The sequence below is a fragment of the Stieleria bergensis genome, assembly GCA_007745635.1.
Lineage (GTDB): Bacteria > Planctomycetota > Planctomycetia > Pirellulales > Pirellulaceae > Stieleria > Stieleria bergensis.
The window spans coordinates 199790-224998 of the sequence record CP036272.1 but is presented as its reverse complement, the minus strand read 5'-3'; the positions used below and the strand labels follow the sequence as shown (position 1 = coordinate 224998).

19 protein-coding genes are annotated in these 25209 nt (G+C 55.7%); 9 read left to right on the top strand and 10 right to left on the bottom strand.

The window, feature by feature from the left end:
- Nucleotides 1-819 precede the first annotated feature (819 nt).
- From SV7mr_RS00705 to SV7mr_RS00695, 3 genes are all read left to right on the top strand, one after another.
- A complete protein-coding gene (locus SV7mr_RS00705) occupies nt 820-2196 on the top strand; it encodes an ammonium transporter (protein ID WP_145277857.1) in 1377 nt (458 codons plus the stop codon).
- A gap of 545 nt (nt 2197-2741) precedes the next feature.
- Complete coding sequence (locus tag SV7mr_RS00700) at nt 2742-3089, top strand: P-II family nitrogen regulator (RefSeq protein WP_145268299.1); 348 nt, start codon at nt 2742-2744, stop codon at nt 3087-3089.
- Between the two features lie 231 nt (nt 3090-3320).
- Nucleotides 3321-4520, top strand: coding sequence for a hypothetical protein (locus SV7mr_RS00695; RefSeq protein WP_145268297.1), 1200 nt, complete (start codon nt 3321-3323; stop codon nt 4518-4520).
- A 170-nt stretch (nt 4521-4690) separates the two neighbouring features.
- On the opposite strand, the gene SV7mr_RS00690 is transcribed toward SV7mr_RS00695, so the two are convergent.
- From SV7mr_RS00690 to SV7mr_RS00675, 4 genes are all read right to left on the bottom strand, one after another.
- A complete protein-coding gene (locus SV7mr_RS00690; protein ID WP_145268295.1) occupies nt 4691-6103 on the bottom strand; it encodes a WD40 domain-containing protein in 1413 nt (470 codons plus the stop codon).
- An 86-nt stretch (nt 6104-6189) separates the two neighbouring features.
- Nucleotides 6190-8403, bottom strand: a complete 2214-nt coding sequence (locus SV7mr_RS00685; RefSeq protein WP_145277855.1) for a DUF1549 domain-containing protein — start codon at nt 8401-8403, stop codon at nt 6190-6192.
- A gap of 68 nt (nt 8404-8471) precedes the next feature.
- Complete coding sequence (locus tag SV7mr_RS00680) at nt 8472-11039, bottom strand: PPC domain-containing protein (RefSeq protein WP_145268293.1); 2568 nt, start codon at nt 11037-11039, stop codon at nt 8472-8474.
- Between the two features lie 62 nt (nt 11040-11101).
- Entirely contained in the window at nt 11102-12535 is a 1434-nt protein-coding gene (locus tag SV7mr_RS00675) for a DUF1501 domain-containing protein (RefSeq protein WP_419187928.1), read from the bottom strand.
- A gap of 228 nt (nt 12536-12763) precedes the next feature.
- On the opposite strand from SV7mr_RS00675, the gene SV7mr_RS00670 reads away from it, so the two are divergent.
- The 4 genes from SV7mr_RS00670 (at nt 12764) to ruvX (ending at nt 15621) form a co-directional block, all read left to right on the top strand.
- A complete protein-coding gene (locus SV7mr_RS00670) occupies nt 12764-14080 on the top strand; it encodes an SHD1 domain-containing protein (protein ID WP_145268291.1) in 1317 nt (438 codons plus the stop codon).
- A 241-nt stretch (nt 14081-14321) separates the two neighbouring features.
- Nucleotides 14322-14420: a 50S ribosomal protein bL37 gene (locus SV7mr_RS24965; protein ID WP_390621835.1), complete on the top strand. Its 99-nt coding sequence runs from the start codon at nt 14322-14324 to the stop codon at nt 14418-14420.
- A 46-nt stretch (nt 14421-14466) separates the two neighbouring features.
- Nucleotides 14467-15006 (top strand): 3-hydroxyacyl-ACP dehydratase FabZ family protein, encoded by a 540-nt coding sequence (locus tag SV7mr_RS00665; protein WP_145277851.1) that lies wholly within the window; start codon nt 14467-14469, stop codon nt 15004-15006.
- A 114-nt stretch (nt 15007-15120) separates the two neighbouring features.
- Nucleotides 15121-15621: a Holliday junction resolvase RuvX gene (gene ruvX, locus SV7mr_RS00660; RefSeq protein WP_145268289.1), complete on the top strand. Its 501-nt coding sequence runs from the start codon at nt 15121-15123 to the stop codon at nt 15619-15621.
- A gap of 102 nt (nt 15622-15723) precedes the next feature.
- Here ruvX and SV7mr_RS00655 read toward each other — a convergent pair whose 3' ends face one another.
- Both SV7mr_RS00655 and SV7mr_RS00650 read right to left on the bottom strand, forming a co-directional pair.
- On the bottom strand, nt 15724-15939 hold the full coding sequence (locus tag SV7mr_RS00655; RefSeq protein WP_145268287.1) for a hypothetical protein: 216 nt from the start codon (nt 15937-15939) through the stop codon (nt 15724-15726).
- A 258-nt stretch (nt 15940-16197) separates the two neighbouring features.
- Entirely contained in the window at nt 16198-16578 is a 381-nt protein-coding gene (locus SV7mr_RS00650) for a hypothetical protein (RefSeq protein ID WP_145268285.1), read from the bottom strand.
- A 590-nt stretch (nt 16579-17168) separates the two neighbouring features.
- Between SV7mr_RS00650 and SV7mr_RS00645 the strand changes: the two genes are divergently transcribed.
- Nucleotides 17169-17690 (top strand): hypothetical protein, encoded by a 522-nt coding sequence (locus SV7mr_RS00645; protein WP_145268283.1) that lies wholly within the window; start codon nt 17169-17171, stop codon nt 17688-17690.
- A gap of 62 nt (nt 17691-17752) precedes the next feature.
- Here the strand turns inward: SV7mr_RS00645 and SV7mr_RS00640 are convergent, their stop codons facing one another.
- Both SV7mr_RS00640 and SV7mr_RS00635 read right to left on the bottom strand, forming a co-directional pair.
- Nucleotides 17753-18577 carry an SDR family oxidoreductase gene (locus SV7mr_RS00640; protein WP_145268281.1) on the bottom strand — a complete coding sequence of 275 codons (825 nt, stop codon included), beginning with the start codon at nt 18575-18577 and terminating at the stop codon, nt 17753-17755.
- A gap of 116 nt (nt 18578-18693) precedes the next feature.
- Complete coding sequence (locus tag SV7mr_RS00635) at nt 18694-20586, bottom strand: UbiD family decarboxylase (RefSeq protein ID WP_145268279.1); 1893 nt, start codon at nt 20584-20586, stop codon at nt 18694-18696.
- 176 nt (nt 20587-20762) lie between these two features.
- Between SV7mr_RS00635 and SV7mr_RS00630 the strand changes: the two genes are divergently transcribed.
- A complete protein-coding gene (locus tag SV7mr_RS00630) occupies nt 20763-22286 on the top strand; it encodes a leucyl aminopeptidase (RefSeq protein ID WP_145268277.1) in 1524 nt (507 codons plus the stop codon).
- A gap of 51 nt (nt 22287-22337) precedes the next feature.
- On the opposite strand, the gene SV7mr_RS00625 is transcribed toward SV7mr_RS00630, so the two are convergent.
- Nucleotides 22338-23132: a phytanoyl-CoA dioxygenase family protein gene (locus tag SV7mr_RS00625; protein ID WP_145268275.1), complete on the bottom strand. Its 795-nt coding sequence runs from the start codon at nt 23130-23132 to the stop codon at nt 22338-22340.
- Entirely contained in the window at nt 23132-24700 is a 1569-nt protein-coding gene (locus tag SV7mr_RS00620) for a sulfatase family protein (RefSeq protein ID WP_419188508.1), read from the bottom strand. Before SV7mr_RS00620 ends, SV7mr_RS00625 begins: the two co-directional genes overlap by 1 nt.
- Nucleotides 24701-25209: the final 509 nt, after the last annotated feature.

The window sequence follows — 25209 nt, the reverse complement described above, 5'->3', positions numbered from 1 at the left end:
TTGCCGTTTCAAAAACGGGGCCTATCGGCCATGCGGCTGATGAAACGAGGGCGACTGGCGCTGGGCAGATGCATCGATGCAGGCCGGGCTGAATGCAGGCCTGCGGGACAGCCGACCATTGCTGGCCGCTGACACAAAGCGTTTTTATCCCAGCACAACATTTACGCAAACCAATGAAACGCTATCGAGCAACTTGGGGAGTTAAACCCGCACTAAATGCTTCTCTGTCCCCGACGACTCATCGTAACCTCCTTATTTAACTGCACATCGGTTGATTTAGCGCTGCGCAACCTGCTGCCCAAATGCGCAGCAGATCAATGCTCGCCTTCTAAGCAAACACCCCTTCCCAGGTGGTACGAGTAAACAGATTCCGACCAAACCGCCATCCGCTGATATTTTTTTAAGTCCCTGCTAGCTAGCGACTTAAGAACTCTTTTCAAAAAGAAGCCCGAATTTGGCGCGCCCTATGCATTTGCGTTCTCCCGATCGAGCGGACGATCGAGTTCCTCAGTTACCACTCAACCTAACGATGGATGGCCCGGGCAGGAGTAAGTAACGACCGGAATCGACAGTCGATCAAGTTGTCCCGATGTCCAGCTGGGGAAGCCAGTTGGGCAATCGGAACGGTCATCAGCATGATGACCTCTGACCACACGTCCGACCTCTTAACTGTCATCGCGTCAGCGCGATGTCAGTCATCGCATTCCGTACTTAACATTCAGAGAGAAGAGAAACATGCGTCGACTTGGAAAGTGGCGAACACCACTGATGGCTTTAGCCCTTGTGGGCATCGTGCTGGGGCTGGGTGCTCCAGAATTAATGGGACAGGAAACTGAGGCAGCTGTCGAAGCAGCAGTTGAAGCTGTTGCGGAAGAAGCGGCAGTTGAAGAAGTCGTTGCTGAAGAAGCAGCTGCTGAAGAGCCCGTGTATATCACCGAGAGCGACTACGCTTTCACGATCAACACACTGATCATGTTCGTGTGTGCTGTCTTGGTTCTGTTCATGCAGGCTGGCTTCGCGATGGTCGAAGTTGGGTTGAATTCAGCCAAGAACACCGTCAATATCCTGGCCAAGAACGTGATGGACCTTTCAGTGGGTGTCATCTTGTTCTTGTTTGTTGGCTATTCTTTGATGTATCCCGGCGACGGCTGGGTTGTCGAAGGTTACCTCGGTGGCGTGACGCCCATGGTGTCAGCTGACGACACTGCCTACACCGCCGATTTTAGCAACTTTGCTGACTTCTTGTTCCAAGTTGCTTTCGCTGCGACCGCTGCAACCATCGTTTCGGGTGCTGTTGCTGGCCGGATGAAATTCGGTGCTTACCTGATCTACAGTGCCATCCTGACGGGCCTGATTTACCCAATCAGCGGTTCTTGGAAATGGGGTGGTGGCTTCTTGGACGCGATGGGCTTCCAAGACTTTGCCGGTAGTGTCGTCGTGCACGCGGTGGGTGGTTTCGCCGGCTTGGCTGGTGCCATTGCTCTTGGGCCCCGCCTGGGTCGCTACACTGCCGATGGCAAGAGCGTTCCACTGCCAGGTCACAACATTGCTTTCGCAGCTCTGGGTGTGTTCATCCTGTGGGTGGGATGGTATGGATTCAACCCCGGTAGCCAATTGACTTACGCCGGTGGTGCCAACGCTTCTGCGACTGCTTACATTGCTTTGACGACGACGATTGCTGCCGCCGCTGGTGCCATCGTTGCGATGATTGTTGGCTGGGCTCTGTTCAGCAAACCAGACTTGACCATGGCTTTGAACGGCATCTTGGGTGGATTGGTTGCGATCACTGCTAACTGCGACCGCGTTTCCCAAACTGAATCTTTGATCATCGGTGCAATCGGTGGTGCGTTGGTTGTCTTGGGCATTGTGATGCTGGACAAGCTGAAAATCGACGATCCAGTGGGTGCGTGGCCAGTTCACGGCCTGTGCGGTGTCTGGGGCGGTATCGCCACCGGCATCTTCGGTGACATTCCTGTAGACGACATGACTCGAGTGGGCTTCATCGGCGTCCAGTGCATTTCAACGGTTGTCATCTGTGTCTGGGCCTTCGCGACGATGGCAGTTGTGTTCTTCGGCCTGAAAGCTGTTGGCATGCTGCGAGTCAGTGCAGAAGAAGAACAAGCTGGCTTGGACGTTTCGGAGCACGGCATGCAAGCCTATCCTTCGGACGCTGTTGCCGGACAAAAGATCACTTGATCTACCTACCGCAGCCCTGTCGCTGATCTCGGCTTGCCGGGTTCAGCGGCAGGGTGACCGAACACGGGCATTGATTTGCCCAGTCATGAATTGGACGCTGTGACCTGATGAAGAACTCGCCGCTAATCCCGGCACTTGGGTTTCTCATCAAACTCATCATGCGGACCATGTGAGAACTTCTCGGCTCTTGCCTGGGCCAGAAGCGCCCTGCTCGGACGAGTGTCCGCCTCGCTCGTCCGAGTTAGGGCTTTCTCGCATTTTTACGACCAATGAGCACAAAGCCGGTAGCCCGCTTCGGGAGCCGGCTTTGTTGCGTTATATTGAACCCCGTGCTCAGCATCGGAGCGCCGATTGTTGACTCTCCCGATGAAAATCAAAGGTGAGCGGCCAGCAAATCGCGGCGGATGAAGCCGCATCCGATGAAACTGCTGCTGATCGAACAGCCTCCGTGAACTCTCAGGCGGTCCATCGTTCAAACGCGGCACTGCTGCCACCCCTGATAACCCCATGCCTCGACGCCCTCTCGGCTTAGGAAACGTTCGTCCGTGAAACTGATCATCGCCATCATCCAGCCATCGAAACTGGAAGCCGTCAAAGAAGCTCTTACCCAAGTCGACGTGCATCGACTGACGGTGCTAGACTGCCAAGGCTTTGGACGACAGAAGGGCCAGACGGGCAACTATCGTGGCACTGAATTCAGCGTCAATCTGTTGCGCAAAGTCCAATTGCAGATCGCTGTCAACGAGGACTTCGTCAATCCCACCATCGAAGCCATCTTGCAGGGTGGTCGCAGTGAACCGAGTGGCGAGATCGGCGATGGTAAAATCTTTGTCCTGCCGATGGACGACTGCATTCGAATTCGGACCGGGGAAACCGGCAACGAAGCGATCTAGCACCGACCCAACGCGATCCGCCGCGTCTGCATGGACCGAGGTAGGCTGACCTGCTTGCTTCAGCACCTCCAGCCATGCTCGCGGGCAGGAACGCCAGCCCAAACGGCTAGCCACTGCTCGCTCAAAACGCGTGTTTCACGCGTGAAAAAACTTCTCTATCGGTCGCCAGCCAAGCTCCCTACATTGCACTCTGAGTCGTCAATTGGAACACAAGGACGTGTTCGATTGACAGTGAGTTCCTCCCCCGCACCGGACTCAGGCAACACCAAGGACCAAGGCATGGAAGCCAACATTCGTACGACTGCGCACCTGATTGGCGCGCTGTTGCTCGCCTCGCTGAGCACTGTCTGTTTCGCAGCCCACCGCCGAACACAGAACTTTCTGGTTCAGGCCCCCACGCAGAAACTTGCCGATCGAGTGGCTGAGCAAGCCGAACGCTATCGCTTGGAGCTCGCTCAGTACTGGCTCGGTCGCCCGATCCAACCTTGGCAAGATCCCTGCCCCATCGAAGTCGTCGCTGGGCCGAACCTGGCTGCTCAAGGTGTGACCAACTACAACGTCTTTCCGGTGGGCAACTTTCAAATGAAAGTCATCGGCACGCCCGAACGCATCCTCGATAGCGTGCTCCCGCATGAAGTCACTCACACGGTTTTGGCGACCCACTTTGGCAAGCCCTTGCCACGCTGGGCTGATGAAGGCATTTGCACCACGGTTGAACATAGCGCCGAACGCACGAAACATGATGCCAAGCTCTTGGAATTCCTTAGCCATCGCCGCGGCATTCCCATGAACCAAATGTTCTTGATGAAAGAGTACCCCTCGGACATCTTGCCGCTGTACGCTCAAGGCTACTCGGTTTGCGAATTCTTGATCGCTCAATCCGGACCACGCGAGTTCATCAAATTCATTGAAGGCTACATGCAGCACGAGTCATGGACCAGCAATGTTCGTCAGCATTACGGCTATCAGTCGCTAGCGGATCTGCAAAACCACTGGCTGGCCTGGGTGAGAAATGGACGCGGCCCCGTGGATGCGTTTGTCTCAGTGCACAATCCGCATGCTCAAGCGAAACTCGCTCAACAACCAAACAATGCCCAGCTTGATCCGAATGCGATTGCACTGGTGGGAAACACCGTGAGCAACGCGTCTGACAACTCCCCAGGCGCAATGGCCCACCAAAGTCGCCCTGCGAAACAAGCTGGCGGTGGCGCGGTCAGAACGATCGCCAACACATGGTACCACCGACAGCGCGACCACGAAGTTCCACCTGGTAGCGCGGCTCAACCAGGCAGCGCGGCCGCCGCTTCTGCAAAGCAAGTCGCCAGCGGATCGGTCCAGCCGTTTGGACCACCTTCGGTCCATCAAAGCGGACAGTACTCGACAGCCTCGCCGCCTGACGAAGTCGGCTATGGCGAAGTCATCAGGCGCTGAAAGACAAAACGTTAAAGACAAGGCGCCAGTCGACAAGCCATCTGACGCTGTTTCGACTTGCCTGACGCTGCCACTTGCCAGAGAGCCGGGGAAGATGGCTCGAAAAGCATCAAGCGCGTGTCCCATGACGGTGCGTCGCACTCCACAGTCCTCTGCCCGACCGCCGAATCTTACTGGTGATCGTACCAGGTTAACTGGCCATCAAAATCACCCACGACGATTCGATTTGCAGCTGAGACATAGCCTAATCGCAGCGGCAAGCCCTCCAACGCGGCCAACTTCTTCAGCGGTTGCCCATCGACTTTCCAGCTCCGCAGCCAACGATCACGACCGATCGTTAACAACGTGCCGTCAGCCGCAAAGGTGATATCAAGGACACCGGTTCGCCGTGAGTAACGCGTCAACGCTTTCTCGACGTGAGCTTTGACGGCACGCGTCGCCCAGCCATCTTTCATGTCCCACAAAACGAACGTGCCATCTTCGCCAGCTGAAGCCAGGACGGCACCATCAGGTCGCCAGCTAAGCGCGGTGACCTTCTGCTTGTGCTCATCGAGCGAGTAAACAATGCCACCGCTTTCCGCTTCCCAGACGAACACGCCCCCGTTGCGATCGCCGCTAGCCAATTGCTGGCCATCGGGACTGAATCGCACAACGGAAACCCAGTCGGTATGTTTTTTGATGCGGTGCAACAGCTCGCCGGACTCGGCAGCGTAAATCTTGACCAACTTTGACGTTGTCCCCAACGCAACGTAGCGATGGTCGGCACTGATATCCGCGGACAATACCGCGTCATATTCCTCGCCCAAGGTGGCCACGCGTTTGCCTGTGGCCACATCAAAGATCGCGACCTTGCCGGTTTTGGCTGCGATCCCACCGGCCACCAACAAGAGCTGGCCGTTGGCTGAAAAACGCAGATCCTGAACATCACCTTCGGGAAAGTCCAGAGAGCCAATCAGCTTAGCACCACCATCGGAATCCTTGTCCCCGTAAAGAGAAACGCTGCGGTGACCGCTGACGGCAATCAAGTTCGCCCAGGGACTGGCCGCCATCGCAATCGCCGGTGACGCGATTTTCCCCGCGTTTGGCTGGGGGCTGGCAGGCACCGGCCAACCGACGGGAAAAGCCACTTGCTCGGGGCGCTGTGAGGACCCGGCTGCAATTTCAAACGTCATCTCACGAAGCTGAGACTGACCTCCCGCCGAAGCAAGCAAGCCGCCCGCGATCCAATCCTGCACGACCTTGATTTCCTTGGCCGCCAGCATTGGCTTGTTCGGCGGCATCTCCGGATAATCCTCGTGATGCGTCATTGTCAACACCAACGGACTCGAATCTGGCAAGCCTGCTTTGACAACGTCGCCACCGCTAGAACCCGCCAGCGCCGCCTGTGCGGTACTCAGATCTAATCCTGCTTCCGCATCGTCTGGATTATGACAGGCCACACAATGCTGCTTAAAGATCGGGGACACATGCTGTTCAAAATTGGGTGCCTCAGCTGCAAGTGTCGCAGCGCCAACCACGGCCACCAGTAATGCGCAGACGACACGTTCCATGCGGTGACGAGACATTGGCAAAATGAGTTTCATTGGTCTTGGTTGCAATACTTGATGCGATGGAGGATCCTGGGCGACTCAGAACACTGGCTCATGCTAGGCCCGCGCCCTGCAGCATCCTAGTGATTGAAGAGGAACTCGGACGAGTTCAATAAGCTCCACATCACATTGTTGTAAAACGTGAGTTGTTGTTTGACGTCCATGGTGTCCGGCCACTCGCTTAGCAGTGCCTCCCATTCACTTTCGCTCGGCTTGCGCGTCAAGGCACGAATGTACAGTTGTTCAATGACGGGGCGTGGCTGATTGGGAAACGTTTTCATCAGTGCCGGAATCAACACCGACTCGCGAGACAGGGCGCGTTCAATGGTATCGCCATTGATCAAGTGCAAGGCCTGCGAGAGTTTTGCATCGTCCGAGGTTTCGCAGGCGCAAACGCTCTGGCGCGGTGCCTGGCCAAAGGTTGAATAGAAGTACGCGTTGTAGTCATCTCGCTGCCCGCCATCAAACAGATCAACGGCTTTGGTTTTGCTGGTACGTCGCATGCGATGCTGATACTCCAAGGCCTGGGAGAGGCAATCGAACAAAACATCAGCACGTGGGCGTCGCAACCGGGCGTGCGAAAAGAATTCCTCGTCATCTTGATTCGAGGCATTGGTTTGCGCGGACAGTTGATACGTTCGCGAATGACAAATGTCCCGAGCCAACTCTCGCAAGCCATACCCGTGCTCCTCCGCCAAGCGCCGCCCCAGTTCCTCCAGCAAGGGCTCATTCGCCGGTGGATTACTGATGCGAATGTCATCAATCGGTTCGACGATCCCGCGACCGAAGAAGTGATGCCAAATTCGGTTCGCTAGATTACGGCGAAACAGCCGATTCTCTTTGGCCGTCATCCAGGTTGCCAAAACTTTGCGCGGGTCACGATCGGTCACATCAGGTGCCTCACCGCCGAGGAATCGATGGGGCATCTCAGTTCCGTCGATCAAGTGCTTCGCTGGCCGCGCGGTCACATCAACGGAGATCAGCATCTCACGGGCTTCGCGTCCCCGTTTCCGTTGAATCCCGGTGAAGAATGATGTCCAACCGTAATAGTCGTCCATGGTCCAGCGATCAAAGGGATGGTTATGGCACTCTGCACAACCGGTGCGAATCCCCAGTGTGATTTGTGCAACGTCCTTCCCCAGTGCCCCCGGGTCAATCGATCCAGCCTGCGGGACCATGGTGTAAAAGTTGCTTGGTGGATTGCGAATATTGGATCCTGTTCCGGTGATCAGATCGGCAACCAGTTCATCCAGCGGACGATCTTTGATAAACTGATCGCGCAACCAATAGAAAAACGCCCAAGCGGCTTTCATCGACGTCCCGCTGCCGGGGTTGGTGTCGCCTTTGATCCGCAACCATTCGCCCCACTTCGCTGCCCAAAGTTCGGCGAAGTCTTCCCGTGCGATCAACTCGTCGATTTTGGCAGAGCGTTTGTTCGGGTCGGTCGACGTGATGAACTCAGTGTACTCATCCGGTGTTGGCAAGGTGCCAGTGAGGTCAATCGTGACACGCCGCAAGAAGTGCTCATCACTGGCCAGTGGCGATGGCTCAATCCGCAGTTTTTGCAACTTGGCGAAGACCAACGAATCAATGTAATTATTCACTGGCGGCTGGGTCCAATTGGATTCCCCGCGAGGCAGCACCACGACTTCCGAGCCTTCGGTAAAACGAGAGAACCTAGCAAACACGTGAGCACCGCCAGCCCGATTGCCGCTCACGTTGCCAGCTTCGTCGATTCCCACCACAGCTTCATTGCTGGAAAGGAAGCGACACCAGCGAGTCACGTCACGCTGAGAGCCATTTGAATAGGAAGCCATGACCTTAACCGCCGTGTCTTGACCGGGCGCAGCGAACTCGATGACCGAGGGTTGGACTCGAATGCCCTGGATCGTTGGCGTGTCTTCTGGGTCTGGCTTGGCACCCTCGGCGAGCCACTGAAACAACAACCTGTAAGCCTCATCCTGCTCGGTGAACAACTTGCCTCCAGTATGCGTGACGTTCCCGGTGGCTTTTTGCAGCAGCAGACTCTCACTGGGGGCAACAAGATTGACCCGCCGGCCGGGATGCTCTTCCAGCAAGCGATAATAGTCCCCTTCTGGATCGTAACCGAACAACGACAACATGAAGCCATCTTTGCCGCGTGCCGCTCCATGGCAGTCACCGGAGTTGCAACCATATTTCATGAACACCGGCATGACATCCAGCTTGAAACTGGTCGACGCCTTTGGTTCCGCGGCGGCCAGTGGATGGACCACTAACAGGGTGAAGCCTAGTAAAAGAACAAAACGAAGCATGATTTGAAGGGGCTGCAAAGGGCGATTGGTGGTTACAAGTGGCGGTCGATTCATCGTGCGATCACTCATCAGCGTTCCGCATCGATTCGAAGAGTCCCGTCCCCAGTTTGTTGAGTGATGGTTTGGCCGGCTGCTTGAATCGCAATTTGACAGCCAATCTCACGGTACTGCCCTGTCAGACAGTCCTTTGTCGCGCGAACCTGGAATGCCGCCTCCCTCTGTCCGGGCTTGATCGTCACGGGAGCGAGCAACTCGACCCCTTTGGGCAAGCGAACCAGTGTGGCTTGGGCATGGCTAGGCAATGGATTGATGGTCTTGATTGTGGCTTTGATGGTGCCTTCTTGCAGACGTTCAATCGACGAACGGGCCAGCTGAATCTCCAAATAGGGACGGACCACGGAAAGCTGAATCGGAGGTGAAGCGACGAAGTGAAAACCGGTGCCCCAGCCTCGATCACCGCCTTGATTCTCTTGGGCCGTCAAGGTGAGAGGATACTGGCCTGGCTTGACACTTCCAGAGGCTTGCAAGCGATACACTCCCTTGGTCTGACCGGCAGGAATGACCAGCGGCACCGACACCGTGATCCCTGGTGGCGTCCAAGCAGCGTACAGCCTTACGGCACCTTCAAAGCCATCGCGTCGATCAACTTGGACCTCTAAATCAATGATCGCATTCTGTGCCAGCGAGATCGTTGGTTGCTTCACGGACACCGCGAACGGAGCTTCCTGCACGACGGCCAGCGCGCAACGCCGGACGCGATTAAACACCACGTCGTTGCCTCCACGCCGCTGCGTCGACGGGACATTGTGCACGTAACTGCCGGTGAAGTCCGCATCCGGCTCGGTGGGCTCGAGTGAAAAATCAATCAGGCCTGACCAAGGCTTGGCATCTTTTGTTGCCGTCAGCACGCCCTGCGTCAACATCTGCCCTGGCTCTAAGGGCGGACAGGAAAAACTGACTCCCTGGGGCAAGCCATGGGCAACCAGACGCATGCCGCCGCGATAGCGATTACCCGTCGCGTACTTGATCGCAAACGGATGCTCGATCGTGTTCCCACGCGGAACCACCAATCGATCGCGTTTGTTTGGCGCCTCGCGATAGTCCGTTGGAAAGTGCACCAAGGCTCGATCGGTTAAGGGCTGAAACTCAATGCGATACACATAATCAGGGCCATACAAACGCTGCGAATCATGAATCCCAACAAGGTATTCACCGTCCACATCAGGCTCAAAGACCGCGATCGGATCCATGCGATCCTGAATGATCCAGACTTTATCGTTACCGTACCAATCATGGTCGACCCACGATGAGTCATCGGCAGTGATGTTGATTCGGCTGTTCACTCCCGGCGCCGGGATGATCCGCAATTTGGCATCCAGCGAAGATCCCAGCGTGGCCGCGTAGGTGCGAACTCGATAGCGTTTGCCTTTCTCGGCTCGAAAACGAAACCAATCGGTTTTGCCTTCGTCCAGAATTTGCCCATTGAATGCGATCGGCAAGTCACCGTCAAAGCGCTGTGCCGTTTCAGGGGTAAAGTGAGCCTGGTCGTCTTCGAGCACATCACCAAAGGAAGCCAACTTGACCTGATTGGCTACGACACTCCTGCCAGTGCGATGCTCCAGGATTGCTTTTTCGAAGGCGCCAGGCTTAGCTGGCAACTTGATTTCTAGAGGAATGTCCCCGCTGATGTCCCCGATTCCCACCGCCGACAACACGGTCCCCGCTTGTCCGCCAAGCGGGTAAGTGATCATTGGACGAGGTGCATCACTAAAGTGAGCAACATAGTGCCGCAAGATACCTTCAAAGTCCATGCTCTGATGAATGTTGACAAAGTACTTCCCGGCTCGCTCGACCGTGATGTTTAAAATCGGATCCATGCCCATCAGGGAACTGTCATCCACGGCCGCGATTCGCTTGCCATCGGAGTCATACACGGTGATCGCAATGTCACTCATGGCCCGAAAATGTTGATAGCCCAAACAGGAGGACCAAACCTCGACCGTCAACCGCTGCCCTTGATTCAAGTCAACGGCATAGAAGTCATGATCCATGGTGCTGTTCTTAGGATGGTATCCGTAAACACTGTTTCCCAGCGCAATCTGCTGGGCGGTTTCAATGGAACCGTTGGATGACGTGGCCGAGTCGTGCCCAAGATGCTGCTCGGCGACACATGGAAACGGCGTCACCCAAAAGGAAACCATTTCGGACAAGGCATCGCTGGTGCGCACCCGCAAGAAGTGCTCGCCCAAGGGGCAGTCACCGGCAATCTTCAATGTCAACCAAGCCGCCGTTCCCTCCGGCGCGTCAATCGGCATCTGGTGGATGTCATCGGGAACCAGGGCCGCTGGCTCGAATCCAACAAAAGTGATGCCAGAGCGGTAGAACAGCACCTCCTGTATTTCCTGAAGCCTGGCGCCTTGCAGCAAGAGCTTGACCTCGCTGCCTGTTTGGCCGACCTGTGGAGACAGTCGCGCTGCAATCGGACAGCGATAAGGAAAAATACAAAACTCAGGTCGTTCCTGAGCGCTGCAAGAGCGTGACCGATCCAAGACGCACACGCTCACCAGGACCGTGATGATCACAGCCGACCGAATTGCCGCACAAATGGCTTGCTGGAGTGAAGATGGAAGTTTCATTGAAATGGTGAAGCGGAAGGTCAATGGCAGCGAGCAGAAAGAAACAAACAGCCAGCTGAGGATCAAGCCACGATCGCGTCAATGGGTTTGCCGCCGTCAATGATTTCGATCGGACGTTTCCCTGCTGTCATCAGCTCTTTGTCCGAATTGATCCCGATCTGGCGATAGATGGTTGCGTGCAGGTCCGCCAGTGGAACCGCATCACGGGCTGGATCGGTGGACGTTGCATCACTGTCCCCGTAGATCATGCCGCGTTTGAGCCCGCCGCCTGCCATCGCGATGGAAAACACACGCGACCAGTGATCCCGGCCAGCGACTTGATTGATTTTAGGGGTCCGGCCAAACTCAGACGCAACCCAGACCAAGGTGCTGTCCAGTAAACCGCGTTCATCAAGATCATTGATCAGAGCTGCAAAGGCGTGATCGAAAGCTGGCATCTGCTGCTCAAAACTCGTTTGCAGCGCCGAATGATCGTCCCACTGACCATAACGCAAGGTGACAAAGCGAGCGCCGGCTTCAACCAATCGCCGAGCCAACAACATCCGCAGAGCGGCCTGAGAACCAGAGCCACGATAGAATTGATCTTTGCCGTAACGCTGTTTGATTTGCTCCGGTTCCTTGGACAAGTCAAACGCGTCACGAACCGACTGAGACGTCATCATGCGATACGCGCGTTGATAGTACGCATCCATGGTGTCCAGCGGAGATGCGTTGGATTCCAAAGCACGAAACTGGGCGTTGATCGCATCACGCATGCGCTTGCGCGACTCAAAGGCATCCATCGTCACACCGCCTGGCAAACGCAAATCGCGAACTTGAAAACCAGACGAAGCGGGATCAGCCCCCGTCGTAAACGGACCGTATTTGGGACTGAGGTAGCCGGTTTCATCTTTTGAATCACCAATCACCAAGTAGCCCGGCAGTTCGCCACGTGATTGGTATTCGTGATTCACAACGCTGCCAATGGTCGGGTGCTTCAACGCCGGCGTCATCGGGTAACCACGAAACATGTGGTACTGCCCAGCACCATGATCGGGGATCTTGCCCACGACCGAACGCAGGATCGTCAGCTTATCAACTACCTTGGCAGTTTGCGGCATCATCTCGCCGAGCACGATTCCGGAGACGGATGTCTGATTGACACCAAACGGCCCACGGTACTCCAATGGAGATTCTGGCTTTGGATTCCAACTTTCCTGAGCCGAGACGGCACCGGGCAGTATGATCTGGATCACGCTCTTGGCAGGGCCGTCGACAGAGTCGTACCATTTTTGATCGCCCCGTACGCCTTGGGCGCGAAACAGATCCGCCAACGTTAACCCGCCCAGTGCCAACGAACCGACGCGCAGAACATCGCGACGATGGGCACGAACATCGCGACGATGGGCACGAACTGAACTGGGAAACCCTTGATTGGATTGATTCGATGCTGAATTCATACGCCGATATGTGTGATAGAACGTCAAACAAAGATTGACTAACGCAATCAAAGTCATGATCGCAAACGATGCCTGTCCCTACAACAACGCTCCGCAGCCCACGCTGTTCCCAAACAATTGTAGTTCGCCCGATTCGCTGGGGGGCTAGCCGCACTGGAAACCAAGACTGCGAACCGCGATTACTGGCAAGACCAGCCGAAATGCGTACAATGCAACGGCGGTGCGCACAAGCCGCTACGGTTATTCTAGCCCTGCTCGCTCCAATCCCACTCAAGGTGCAAATCGTTGCAACGACAAAACCGATACGCCACACTGTTGGCGATACTGCTGCTGATCGCTTGCTCCAGTCGATTGGCACTCGGACAATCTAGCGACGGCCCCTCCGGTGACATGCGAACCTGGACCAGTGCGGACGGCAACTTTACGCTGAAGGCCGAAGTGATCAGCCAAGCCCGTGGCAGTGTCGTCTTAGAAAAAGAAGGCGGCCAGCGCGTCACAGTGGAAACCAAGAAACTGAGTGCTGCTGACCGCAGTTTCCTGGCAAAACTCGCTCGGGCAAGCAGCAAGAAGAAGAAACAGAAAACCACGCCACCGCCAGAGGACCCAACCAAGATCAAGATTGTCGAGATGGATATTGACGGGGCAACCATTGTCCCCAATCTCCAGTGGTCAGCCAACGGCCAGGAAGTGCTCGCTTTGGACCAGAGCGGACACCTCCACAAGCTATCCGTACTCGACGGTCGCTCACTGGATTCGCTTGACCTAGGCGGACAAGGAAGTTGGCTTTCACGCTGCAGTTTGGGATTGGTGGCTGCCCTGAAGTCAACGCAAGAGTTTTGTGTGGTTGATCCGGAGTCGATGGAAATCAAACATCGACATGAGGCGTCTGGGATCAACAAGGTCGCCGGCGAGCCTTCTTCAGCAGTCGTGTTTGTGACCGACGGCGGTGGCCGAGACATCTATGCCGTGGATGCTCGCAACGGAAAAGTGACAGGGCGAGTGAATGCAGCCCCCTTTCACAATGCCCCCAAAGCCTGGGACGGCATTCGAGTCAACGCGCATCCATCGGCCTCGGGGATTTCGCAGTTTCAATTGATTGCTGCGGTCCCGGGTGGCAAGTATGTCCTGGCCGCCGACCGCAGTGGCATCTATAAGTTCGCGGTGAGTCGCCGAGGGCTCAGCATTCAAGAGGTGGGCCCATCGATTGCTTCCAATCCGCGCCGACTGGAAATCAGCCCTGATGGCAGATTTGTCGCCTTGCCATCGGGGGGCGGCAATCGCTCGCTGGCCGAGCATCCCGATGTCGGCTACGGAACCTATGTCTACAGCGTGGAAAATTTGCAGAAACCTGTGGTCGGCATGACTACTGGAAACTCCCCCCGCTGCCTGGCGATCGACCCAGCAACCGGTTGGTTTTATGCACAGAACTACGATCATCACCTGGTCGTCGTCAACGACCGAGGTGTAAAAGTTGCCCAGCATCGACTCGACAACCAGAAGGATTCGACCCGACACATCTTGGCACATCCCGACGGCAATCAGCTTTGTGTGCTGACGGATAAGAAACTGTATTACGTCCGCTTTGAAAGTCGTTACGATTGACTTGGCTAACCAAAGGCCGTCTCGCATGGCTACCGCGATCCCCCCAAACCAATGAGCCGAATACGGCGCTGGCAATCAGCCGAGTTCGCCCGACCGCTGCAATTTTACGCAAATCAGCGGCGTTCCCCAGAGTTCCGTGCACAAAGCGACTGTTGAGGCTACCGCTGACGACCGGCTTGTGGTATGGTCCGGGGCTACAAATTGCGACTCACACCAAACTTTTGTCTCCTAGGACGAAATCATGGCCAAGCCACAACACAAATTGAAAAAAGCAAACCACGGCCGTCGCCCGGCCAGCGCTAAAGCACGCAAAGCAAAACGCAAGAAGATCAAGACCTGATCACTCCCCAGTTTAGAGCTGCAATATTCATTCAGAGGCGGTGACGGTGCCGAAAACTGACTTCCTGATCGACGCTCCTTTGTTTAGCCATGACCAGCCGGTTGCGGATCTGGATTTGATTCGCCAGTTCAATCCGCAGCGTCATGAGATGGAGCACCTGACGGCTATCCTCTATGAGGACCCCGACACACTGCGCTGCGCTGGCTACAAAGAAGTCCGGCACGACGAATTCTGGTGTCGTGGTCACATGCCGGGGATGCCTGTCATGCCTGGCGTGATTCAACTCGAAGCAGTCGCTCAGCTGTCCAGCTATTTTGCCCAGAAATACGATCTCCTGGGCGCCGAGATGGTTGGATTTGGCGGAGTCGACGCCACTCGATTTCGAGATGTCGTTGTCCCCGGGGATCGCTTTGTGATCCTGATCAAATTGACCCGAGCTCGACGAAACCGCATGATCGTCGCGGACTTCCAGGGCGTGGTCAACGAAAAAGTCGTCTGCGATGGCACCATTCGTGGCATCCCCTTGCCAACTCAGGCCGTCAAAGACCATCTCGCAAAACGATCTGCAGAAGCGTCCAACGCGTAGCCGGCGGGGAAGGCCTCTTGCCTGAGCACCAAACTTGAGATTCGCCTCTCAAGGCCGGCCACTGCGGTGACTCACTGGCTCTCCCACACAGCTGCGAATGACATCGCTTTGCTCATGGATCATTTATTCCCCAGCACCGGCCGCTTGGCTGCCATCGACTATGGCACCGTCCGCATTGGGATTGCAATTTGCGATCCCGATCGCATTCTGGCCAGCCCACTGGAAATCTACCAAGTGGGCCAAACCGCTCGCGATGAAAAGTACTTCAAGCAGCTTGCCAAACAAGAACGCCTGGTGGGCTTTGTGGTCGGACTGCCGATCCACTGCGACGGCAAAGAAAGCGATAAGAGTCGCGAAAGTCGGCGATTCGCTCGCTGGCTGCATCAGCAGACTGAATTGCCGGTGCGAATGTTTGACGAACGATTCACGACCTCTGCCGCGAAAGAACGACTGCGAAGCCAGTCGCTGACTCGGCAGAAAAAAAAGAAGCAGCTTGACGCGGTGGCTGCACTCGTCTTGCTGGAGACGTTCCTGGAATCGTCTCGCTACCACGATGGCGAAGTCGGCCACGCCATCGATCAGCTAACGGGCGACCAAGAAGGCCTCGATCGCTAGACCCACACGCGGGCGGGGCCATTGCTGCTTCGCCAGCATCAGTCGGGTCATCTCACCCCAAGCCAATGCCTACTCGGGATCGATATGACTCCGGGCTCCGCTTTAGGCAGCACCCGCAAACAAAGCTTCCATCAGATGATGGAATCGCTCGCCTGCTTCGATGCGACGCTCACGGCGGTCAGCTGCTGTCCAAGTTGATTTGATGCTATCAACTCGACGCTGGATTTCAGCATCGGACAATTGAATGTTCACGACAGCTTCGTGCTGCGTCAACGATTGCGTTTCGACTTCTTTGATTTCAAGTGTTGCAGTTGTCATAGTCAATCCTTCGTAGTGCGAGACATCCGGCTAAATGTCGGCAGGAACCATTCCTACTTTCATAATGGAGTTCCATGCCATGAAACCGCCATCCTCTATGAATCAGGACCAATGCATAAGGCGGACCAATTAAGAGCTTTGAGCGTTTAAAAAGCCAGAAAGTTCGTTTTTTCTTGTTCTAAGCGATTGTTTTCAGAGGAATCGTAGAAATCCGTCAAGCGGCTCGACACCCACCGAGCGATTTTTGCGGTCAGCAACCTAGGCTTCAGGGAACGTTTTTTCAAAGTCTTGAAAATTCTTCCACTGCCTTTCTGGCAAGACCATCACGGTCAAGGCTTCAATCTGGGTGGTTCCGCAAAGTGTTTCCACCAACGCCCTCACTTTCTCCAATTCGCCTCGTCCTCGCAGTTCCACATACTGAACCTGACCGGCGAAATCATAGATCGTGCCAACAATTTGGTGCTGCTTGCTTGCCCAAGCGATGGAGCCATCGGGTTCGCTGTAGGCGTTTGGGAACGCAGCGTCAAAGCGCTGCATCATTTGATCGAAACTGGCAGGCAGAGGCGGCGCGGGGCCGGCGAGCTGAGCGGTATCTTGGACAGGGCCATAGAGATGGAAGTGAAATTGATCGTAAGGCATGGTGACGAATCGGAGGGAGATTGGAGCGAGCGAAGGAAGAACCGCGATTTGTTAGCAGACCAAACCGCAAGCAGTTCGAAAAGGTCCGCCATGCGTTTGGCAACCTGTTGGCAGGGAATCATTCTCCAGCACCCAACCGACTTGCTGATCCAAGGCGGTGCCGAACGCCGTAGGTGTTCCATACTCACAGCCCAGGGTCGCGAAGCGCACCCTGGGTAAGCGTGGCGTTCAATCTGCCGAACGCCGTAGGTGTTCTACACTCGTCGCCGGGCGAACCAAGGCGAACACGGCAACCTACGATTTCTGGTGCGTGCAAGCACGGCAACCTACGTTGCTCACTCGAAAAAACCGGGTCTAACGGCCGGCGGCTGATGAAAACGCATCAGCCGTTTTGGCGTTCGCCACCCTTCAATGCGACCAGCCCGCAAACTCCACCCAACCGACCAGGTCACCGGTAAATGATACATCGCGAAGGCCATGGGGAACTTCTTTGATCTCTCGACGCAATTTCTAGCGCCTCGATTTGCTTGTTGCTAACGAGCGGGAAGATTTTTATCCCCTCCCATTTAATTCGCTCACGGATTGATGCAATGACCAAACATCGAAGGAACGCCACGCTAATCAGCTTCACCGTTAAATTAGCGATTCTCGGGACTGCACCAGCAGTCTTCGCCGACTCACCTCAACTCAACCCGCCAGCAAGGCATCACGCATATGTGTCCGATGAAGGACAGACCTTCGTCGGCGACGCGTGGCTGTTTGCAACGCCAGCTCCTCCGGAATTCCAAGTGGCTGTTAAGCCGGTTTGGGAATCCAGTCGCACCGCATCGGACTCCGCTGACCAAAGTTCATCGGCTTTGCCACTCCCCCGGGCCTTTCCTCGTCTTCCGATGTCACTGGCCAGCACTGTGACTCGCTACGGCAATGACTTTCACACCTACAGTGCCGCCCCCGTGCTGGACCCGACACAACAGGCCCTGATCTTGGACGGCCCAATCTTTGCAGCCGAACAGCCGCGCGCGATTCACACGCCTAGCGGTCCGGCCAAGTCGAAGCCCAAAAAGCCGACCTTCAACAACCCTTTTCGGGGACGCGGCCTGTTTGGCAACTAAAACGAACGCCAAATCAGTTGCAAGCGACCTGAAAGCGGCTTCCGATCCGCCGCTTCTCCCTGCTAGCCAATGTTTTCGATGGTTTGCAAGCCATCAGGAGCGTAAATCGTGCGTCCGCCGTCAACGGGCAAGCAAACTCCGTTGATGAAGGTGTTTTCGCACAGCATTCTGGTGGCATGTGCGACATGCTCGGCAGTCCCAACATTGCCGCCCAACGTGCTTTCACACAGCCGCTGACGCTGATGATCTGAAACGTCTTGGGGCAACATCACCGGCCCGGGTTTGACACAGTTGACGCGAATCTTCTGATTCCACTGAGCAAACTCAACGGCCAATGAGCGGGTCATCATGTCGACGCCTGCTTTACTGGGGAAATATGCGGCGTGATCTAAATACGGCCTGACGGTCGCCCAGTCACCTAAATTGACGATCGCCCCACCGCAGTCTTGGGCAGCCATCACCTTGGCAGCTGCCCGAGCACACATGAAGGGAGCAATCGTGTTGATGTCAAAGTAACGCTGCAGATCAGAAGCATTGACCTCGTTGATCTTTTGCGGCGACCAAATGGCAGCACTATTGACCAAGATATCCAGGCGTCCAAAGTGATCGACGACCTGCCTGACCAAAGACTCTGGCACTCCCTCTTCTTGCAGCGCTCCCTGCACGGCAATTGCCTGAACCGCCCCTTGAGCGACGATCTGATCAGCCAACTCTTGGGCCTCCGCTGCGCTGCTGTTCGCGTGCACGGCGACATGACACCCATGAGCGGCGAATTCGCGAATCACCGCTCGCCCCACGCGAGCCGCTCCACTGCCGGTGACAAAGACCACCGGATGATCCGTCTCGAAAATGCTTTGCAAAAGCGAACCAGTTGAGTGCTCTGACATCTCGCTACCAAGAAAGTTAAAGGCGGGAGTTTGCCACAATGCGAATGGCAAGCCTACTTTAGAATCAAATCAGCGAGCGTGTCGATCCCAACGCGCCGATCATCATTCAAGAGGAACTAGAGGAACTTGGACAATGGCCCACCGGCAGCTGCACGGGCATCAACCTTCGCGGTGACCTCTGGATCTTCGACCAATGGTGGTGCCTGCCAAGGCTTGTAACGCGCGTCAATGACAAGCGACCCTTGGCAGCCCCAGTGTTTGTCCACGACCTGGGCGCCCACACCATCGACGTCACCAGCTGGATCGCTGCGAGTGAATGTCGCCCACAGCCAATTCGGAACACTTTCAGCGGCAAACTGACTATCATCCACCAAGGTCACCAGGGGAAACGCGTTGATCGGATGATCGGTCGACAACTGGTCACAGAACGCTCGCAACGAGGCTCGAATCTGCTGGCGAACTTCGTGGCTAACCGGCTCGGGAGTTGACTCCCAAACCTGCTGTGAAAGGCGAGGTGCTTGCACTGCCAGAACTCCAGGAAATACCACTCGCGGCTGGCTAAACCCGTCCGGCAGCGTCAAACCTGCAGGCAACTCCGTTGGCAAGTCTCGCAGCTTTTTCTCAGCGGCCGCGACCACCACTTTAGAGCCTCGATTGAACCCCGTCCCCGAATAATCCAGGGTATCAATCGTCGTCTGCGTGTGAAAATGCAAATCCCTTCGCCAGTCAACGCGCTGGAGCGCATAGCGCAAAAACGGATCCAGTTCGTGAATGTCCAGTCGATTCTGAGGATCATCCACGATGAACAAGTACTTTGCCAGCGATAACTGTCCGTTGCCCAGGATCGCATTGGCCTGGGTCAGCAACTCCTGCGGAGCGACTTCGTTTCGATACGGCATGTAGCGTTCGCTACCGATTGCTAATAGCAGCGGATGCACACCGGCTGCATCGACAGCGTGAACGGCTTTGACGCCTGGGATCACTGTGGGAATGATGGGATCGGTCAATTCATGAATCAACTGCCCAAACGTTGTGTCTTCTTGGGGAGGTCGGCCGACGACCGTGAATGGCCAAATCGCTCCATCACGATAAAGCACTTTGTCCACTTTCAGCGTGGGGAACGGATGCTGCAAACTGTAGTATCCAAGGTGATCACCAAAGGGTCCTTCAGGTTTATTGACGCTTGGATCAATGGAACCGACGATGGCAAAATCGGCATCAGCGTAGACCGCTGCATGCGGACCGATTCCTAACCGATTGCCGTTGATCATCGGCACTCGGCGGCCGGACAAAGCACCTGCAAAGGTCAGTTCGGTCAAGCCTTCGGGCAACGGCATCACAGCCGAAAGCGTCATGGCGGGAGAGCCACCAACGGTGATCGCGACTCGCAAAGGTTGTTGCTGTTTGAGCGCGGCTTTGTGATGCACACCGATGCCACGGTGAATCTGGTAGTGCAATCCAACTTCGTCGCCTTGATAATCGTTGCCGGAAAGCTGCACGCGGTACATGCCCAAGTTGACCTTCATCAGATTCCCAGCATGATCCGGATCATCGCTCAGCACCTGAGGCAGCGTGACAAAGGGCCCACCATCTCGAGGCCACGACGTCAGCGCGGGCAGATCGGCGACCTGACAGGTGTTTGCAGAAACAGCGCCACGACGCACTGATTTTGGCAACATGTGCAGCGCGGCAAAGGGCACACCGGCATAGCGGAAGGGCCGTTTGGGCAGGGCCGTGGGATCAATTTTCAGCTCGATCAAGCGGCGCACGGACTCCAAGGTGTCGCGAAACAGGTAACGAGCTTGATCCAGGGAACCAAACAGGTTCGAAACCATTGGAAATTGACTGCCAATCGGATTGGTGAACAGCAGCGCTGGCCCGCCGTTGGCGTAAACCCGGCGCTGAATTTCTGCCATTTCCAGCTTGGGATCGACCGGATCAGAGACTTCGATCAAGAATCCGCCGCTTCGAAGGTCCCGCACGACGTCGGAGGTGCTGCGATGTTTCATTCTGGTCGGTAAACTACAAAGATGCTGTAAAATGGTGTGACGAAGCAGATGCTCGGAGCGGTGAATTGCTTGTCAATCGCTCGCCCACTTGCCTCGGCCGCGTCAAAACGGAACACTGAATGTGCACCGCGTTGGAAAATTCTATCCTTTTAGCCTTAGTCTGTTGGCATTGATCCATGACGGAAACCCCCTCTCAGTCTCAGCGGAAATCCATCCTCTCACAACTGCCCCACCCGCAATTTTCTGCAATCGACAACCCGATCCAGCAGTCCTGTGACGTGATCATCGTGGGCGTTCCCAGTGAGGGTCCCCTGTCGGCAACCGCAACGGCCCTGGATCAAACGCTCGGTGGAGCCATTGGCGGTCTGAGGGACCAGAACCTGGCCCCCGAAGACACAAACGATTCGATGCTGATTCCGGGTCCGGCAGTCAGCAACGCCGATGGCTCGGGAGCAAAGCTCGTGCTGCTGATTGGCATGGGAAAAAACGAGGATCACACACGGCAGTCTGCCTTCCGTGTCGCCAGCACAGCGCTTCGGGAACTGAACAGCAAAGAACGCTCCTCGGTGATCGTTGCGTTAGGCGAAGACATCGACGCGGCACACCACGACGCTCTTGTTGCCGGTGTCCTGTACGCACACGAAGGGCAAGGCCTGTATCGTTCCAAACCGACGATCCATGTGCCCAACAGCATTGCCTTCTCGGGCATTGCTCAAGCGGCAATTGATCGGGGACAGGTCATCGGCGATTCGACCAACCTGGCCAAGCGTTTGATCAACGAACCGGCCGCGGAAATCTATCCCGAATCCTTTGCACAAGTCACTGAAACCATGTGCAGCGAAGTCGGGCTGAGCTGTGAAGTTTGGGATGAAGAACGTTTAGCACATGAAAACTGCAACGCGATCCTTGCCGTTGGGGCGGGCAGTGATCGACCACCGCGTCTTGTCATCATACGTTACGATGGCGGACAACCTGGCGAACAACCCATCGCACTGGTAGGCAAAGGGGTCACCTTTGACAGCGGCGGACTCTCGCTCAAGCCCAGCGACGGCATGATCGACATGAAGTGTGACATGGGAGGCGCAGCCACGGTCGTCGCCACCATGCATGCGTTGGCAAAACTGGGTGTCAAGAAAAATGTGATCGGCCTCTGCGGACTCGCAGAAAACATGGTCAGCGGATCGAGCTACAAACTGGGCGATGTGATCAAAACGCGCAGTGGCAAGACGATCGAAATTTTGAACACGGATGCCGAAGGCCGCGTGGTCTTGGCTGACACACTGAACGTCGCCATTGAACATCAACCGGTCAAGATGCTTGACCTGGCAACGCTCACCGGCGCCTGCATGGTCGCTTTAGGCATTGAAGTCGCCGGTGCAATGACCAATGATCAATTGATCTGTGACGAAGTTCTGGAAGCAGCCAAGTCCGAAGGCGAACCGCTGTGGCAATTGCCGATGTTCAGCCTCTATAACGACAAAGTAAAAAGCAAAGTCGCGGACATCAAAAACATTGGCGAAGGTCGCTGGGGTGGCGCCATCACAGCAGCGAAGTTCCTGGAAAACTTTGTTGGCGAAACACCCTGGGTCCACTTGGACATCGCTGGCCCTGCCTTTGCCGATAGCCCCAAGCCTTACCGGGACGCAGGTGGCACAGGCACAATGGTCCGCACGCTGATTCGCTGGATTGAAGCCAGCTAGCAGCACCTGTTGCGGGCTCACGGTTCCCGAATCCAACTCGCTAGCGGTCGACTAACAAGACTCGAAGCGATGCCACTGATAACCGGCCGGCAAGTCCGGCCCAGCAGCGAATTCCAAGTGAACAATGCGGCGATGCCGGCGTGTTTGCGGATCAGACGCTGCACTGGAGTGTTGAATCAGCGGTCGCATCGCCAGCACGTCACCTGCCTTGGCATCAATACGAACTCTGGAATCGATGCCCTGCGCCATGCAACCGGTCCACTGATGGGAACCCGGAATGACCTCCAGAGCACCGTTCTGGTGGTCAACATCATCGAGATGCACTCGAAGCGTCAACATCCGCTGGAGCTGTTCATCACTGGCAATCACATGCGGCACGCCTGCTTTGACCGAGGGACGTGAAAAGGGCTCCACACCCTGCTGATGATCTTGCACCGCAATGGCCCGATCCTGATGCCAAGGAAGCGACCAACTGCGATCCGGTGGCTTATCAAAATACAACACTCGGACCAACCCGAAAGCGTCACCAAGTTGTTGACGCAAGAAGTGATTCAATCCTCCAGCCTTCCAGAATTGCAACACCATCGGCACAGCGTCGATCAGATTTCTAGCCGCATAGATGTGCCCCGCAGCACTGCGGGCACTGGCCGCCTGACCTGCACTGGCCGCCTGACCCGCACTGGCCGCCTGACCTGCACTGGCCGCTTGTTCAGCACTGGCTTCGGCTTGCAACGCCTGATCGCACTGCTGAATCAATTCAGCGACCGTCGAACGCTCAACAGCGCCATGCAGCAGCACAAATCCGTGCTGCCGCAGTCGATCAGCTTGAGTCCATGAATCTGCCATCAGTCCGTAAAAGGCGACGCTTCAAAAGGCACTGAATCCTGCAGACGTGGATCACCGGTGCGGCGCATTTCGTCAAACAAGCGTTGGCGAAGCTGGTCACGAATTCCAGTCCAGTTGGGATCCTGTGCAAGGTTTTTCATGCAGTGTGGATCGTCAACGATATCATACAATTCGTACATCGGCCGTCGACCGACAGCAATGTCGAACGCATCCGGCACTGCGTCACGGTTGGTGACAATGTACGCCTTGGTTGGGCTGGCATCCAAGTCACCGAATGCGGCAAAGGTATTCTCGCGCAAACGCTCGTACTCAGGAAAGGCAGCATCCGACTTGCGACCATAACCGACCGCATCGCCCATGGGCCATCGATCGGGCTGAAAATTGACAATCAGCAGATGGCGATCGGTTCGAATCGCTCGTTGTGGATAAGGCAGGTTATCAGCGCGTGCTTTGGCGACATGCCGTTCACGACCGGTGAAGACGGCATCGCGTGAGGGATCAACTTGACCGTCCTGATCACTGGTGAAGAGAGGTGATAACGACTTGGCCGTCATTTGCTCAGGGATTTCAACTCCCGCCAGCTGTAAAAACGTTGGCGCCAGGTCGGGCAAGGAAACAAAATCATCGATGACCCGTCCCGGCTTGTTGATTCCCTTTGGCCAACTGATCGCCATGGGAACACTTGTCCCCAGGTCGTACAAATTGCACTTCCCACGCGGCATTCCGGGTATCCCATGATCTCCGCTGACGACCAGGATCGTGTTGTCCAATTCTCCGATGCGTTTCAGTTCCTCGATGATCACGCCCAGCGCTGCATCAAAGGCCTGTGCTTCGCCCAGATAGTCGGCGAAGTCCTCGCGGACAACGTGCACGTCTGGAAAATACGGCGGCAGCTTGCCCTTTAAATCATCGGGGTCAATTCCCCAGATCGCTTTGCCGCTGCCCGCAATCCATTTTCGATGGCAGTTGGTGGGACCAAACCAATAACAGAATGGCTGTTGACCATCGGCTTTGCTGTCATCATCGGCATCCAAAAAGGACCGCACGTTGCCTCGCACTTCTTGCAACAAATTGTCCTTACCGGCCTGCAGGTCTTTGGAACGCATTACATTTTGAGAAAAACCATTGAACTTGCTGCCTGCTGTGGTGAATTGGCAGCGTTTCCCTCCGTGCGGAGCATTGGCTGGTTTACCGGGAGACCAGACTTTATAGGTATGCCCAATCCGGTAACCAGACTTTTCTAAAAGCAGCGGATACGCAGGATTGGAAAAGTCCCAAACGGCCCCCTGCAGAATGGACGCTCGTCCACAGCGCCAGAAGTGCTGGCCGGAGAGCAATGAACTCCGACAAGGAGTACAGGATGGCGCACTCACGTAAGCTCGATTAAACAGCAAACCGTTTTTGGCGACCGCATCAAAGTGAGGTGTCTTGACCACATCGCATAAAGCACTGCCATCGCTGGCGGCGTAGACACTTGCATACTTTCCCCAATCGTCGGCAAACGCCATGACGATATTAGGTCGCTTATCCGACGTGAGTTCCTGCCCTTGTGCGACGGTCCCCCGCATACAGATCGGCAGGATCAGCATCAAACAAAACAGCCAGGTCATCTCACCTGCACGAATCGACAACTTCATCATCAAGGGTACTCGAATCAAATAAGGGAAGCCAAGTAAGCCATAAGGCAAGGCATTGCCAATGCTGTTTCGGCCTAACGACCGAAACGTTCATCGCTGAAGGGTGTTTGATCACTGGACGATTTTCGATCTGGCAGGACTAAATTGAACGTTTGGGATTCGGTCGCGGGAAACCGAAACAGACTTGACCCATGACGTATTGTTTCACCCGGCGAGCAATTCCCGCCGCTCTGCCTAACAACCCACAACCAGGATATTTTCGATCCGCGCGCAATGCAATAAGTCATAAGCTATTGATAGTTCATCTGACCAATTGACGTTCGTCGATGCTGCAAAACAACGCATCGGATCTGATAAAGATTCAATCGCTAACCAGCAGCGCATCGTCAACCGACGGGGGGTAGGAAACGCGTCAGAAAATGCTTGCGGGGGGCCAGCCG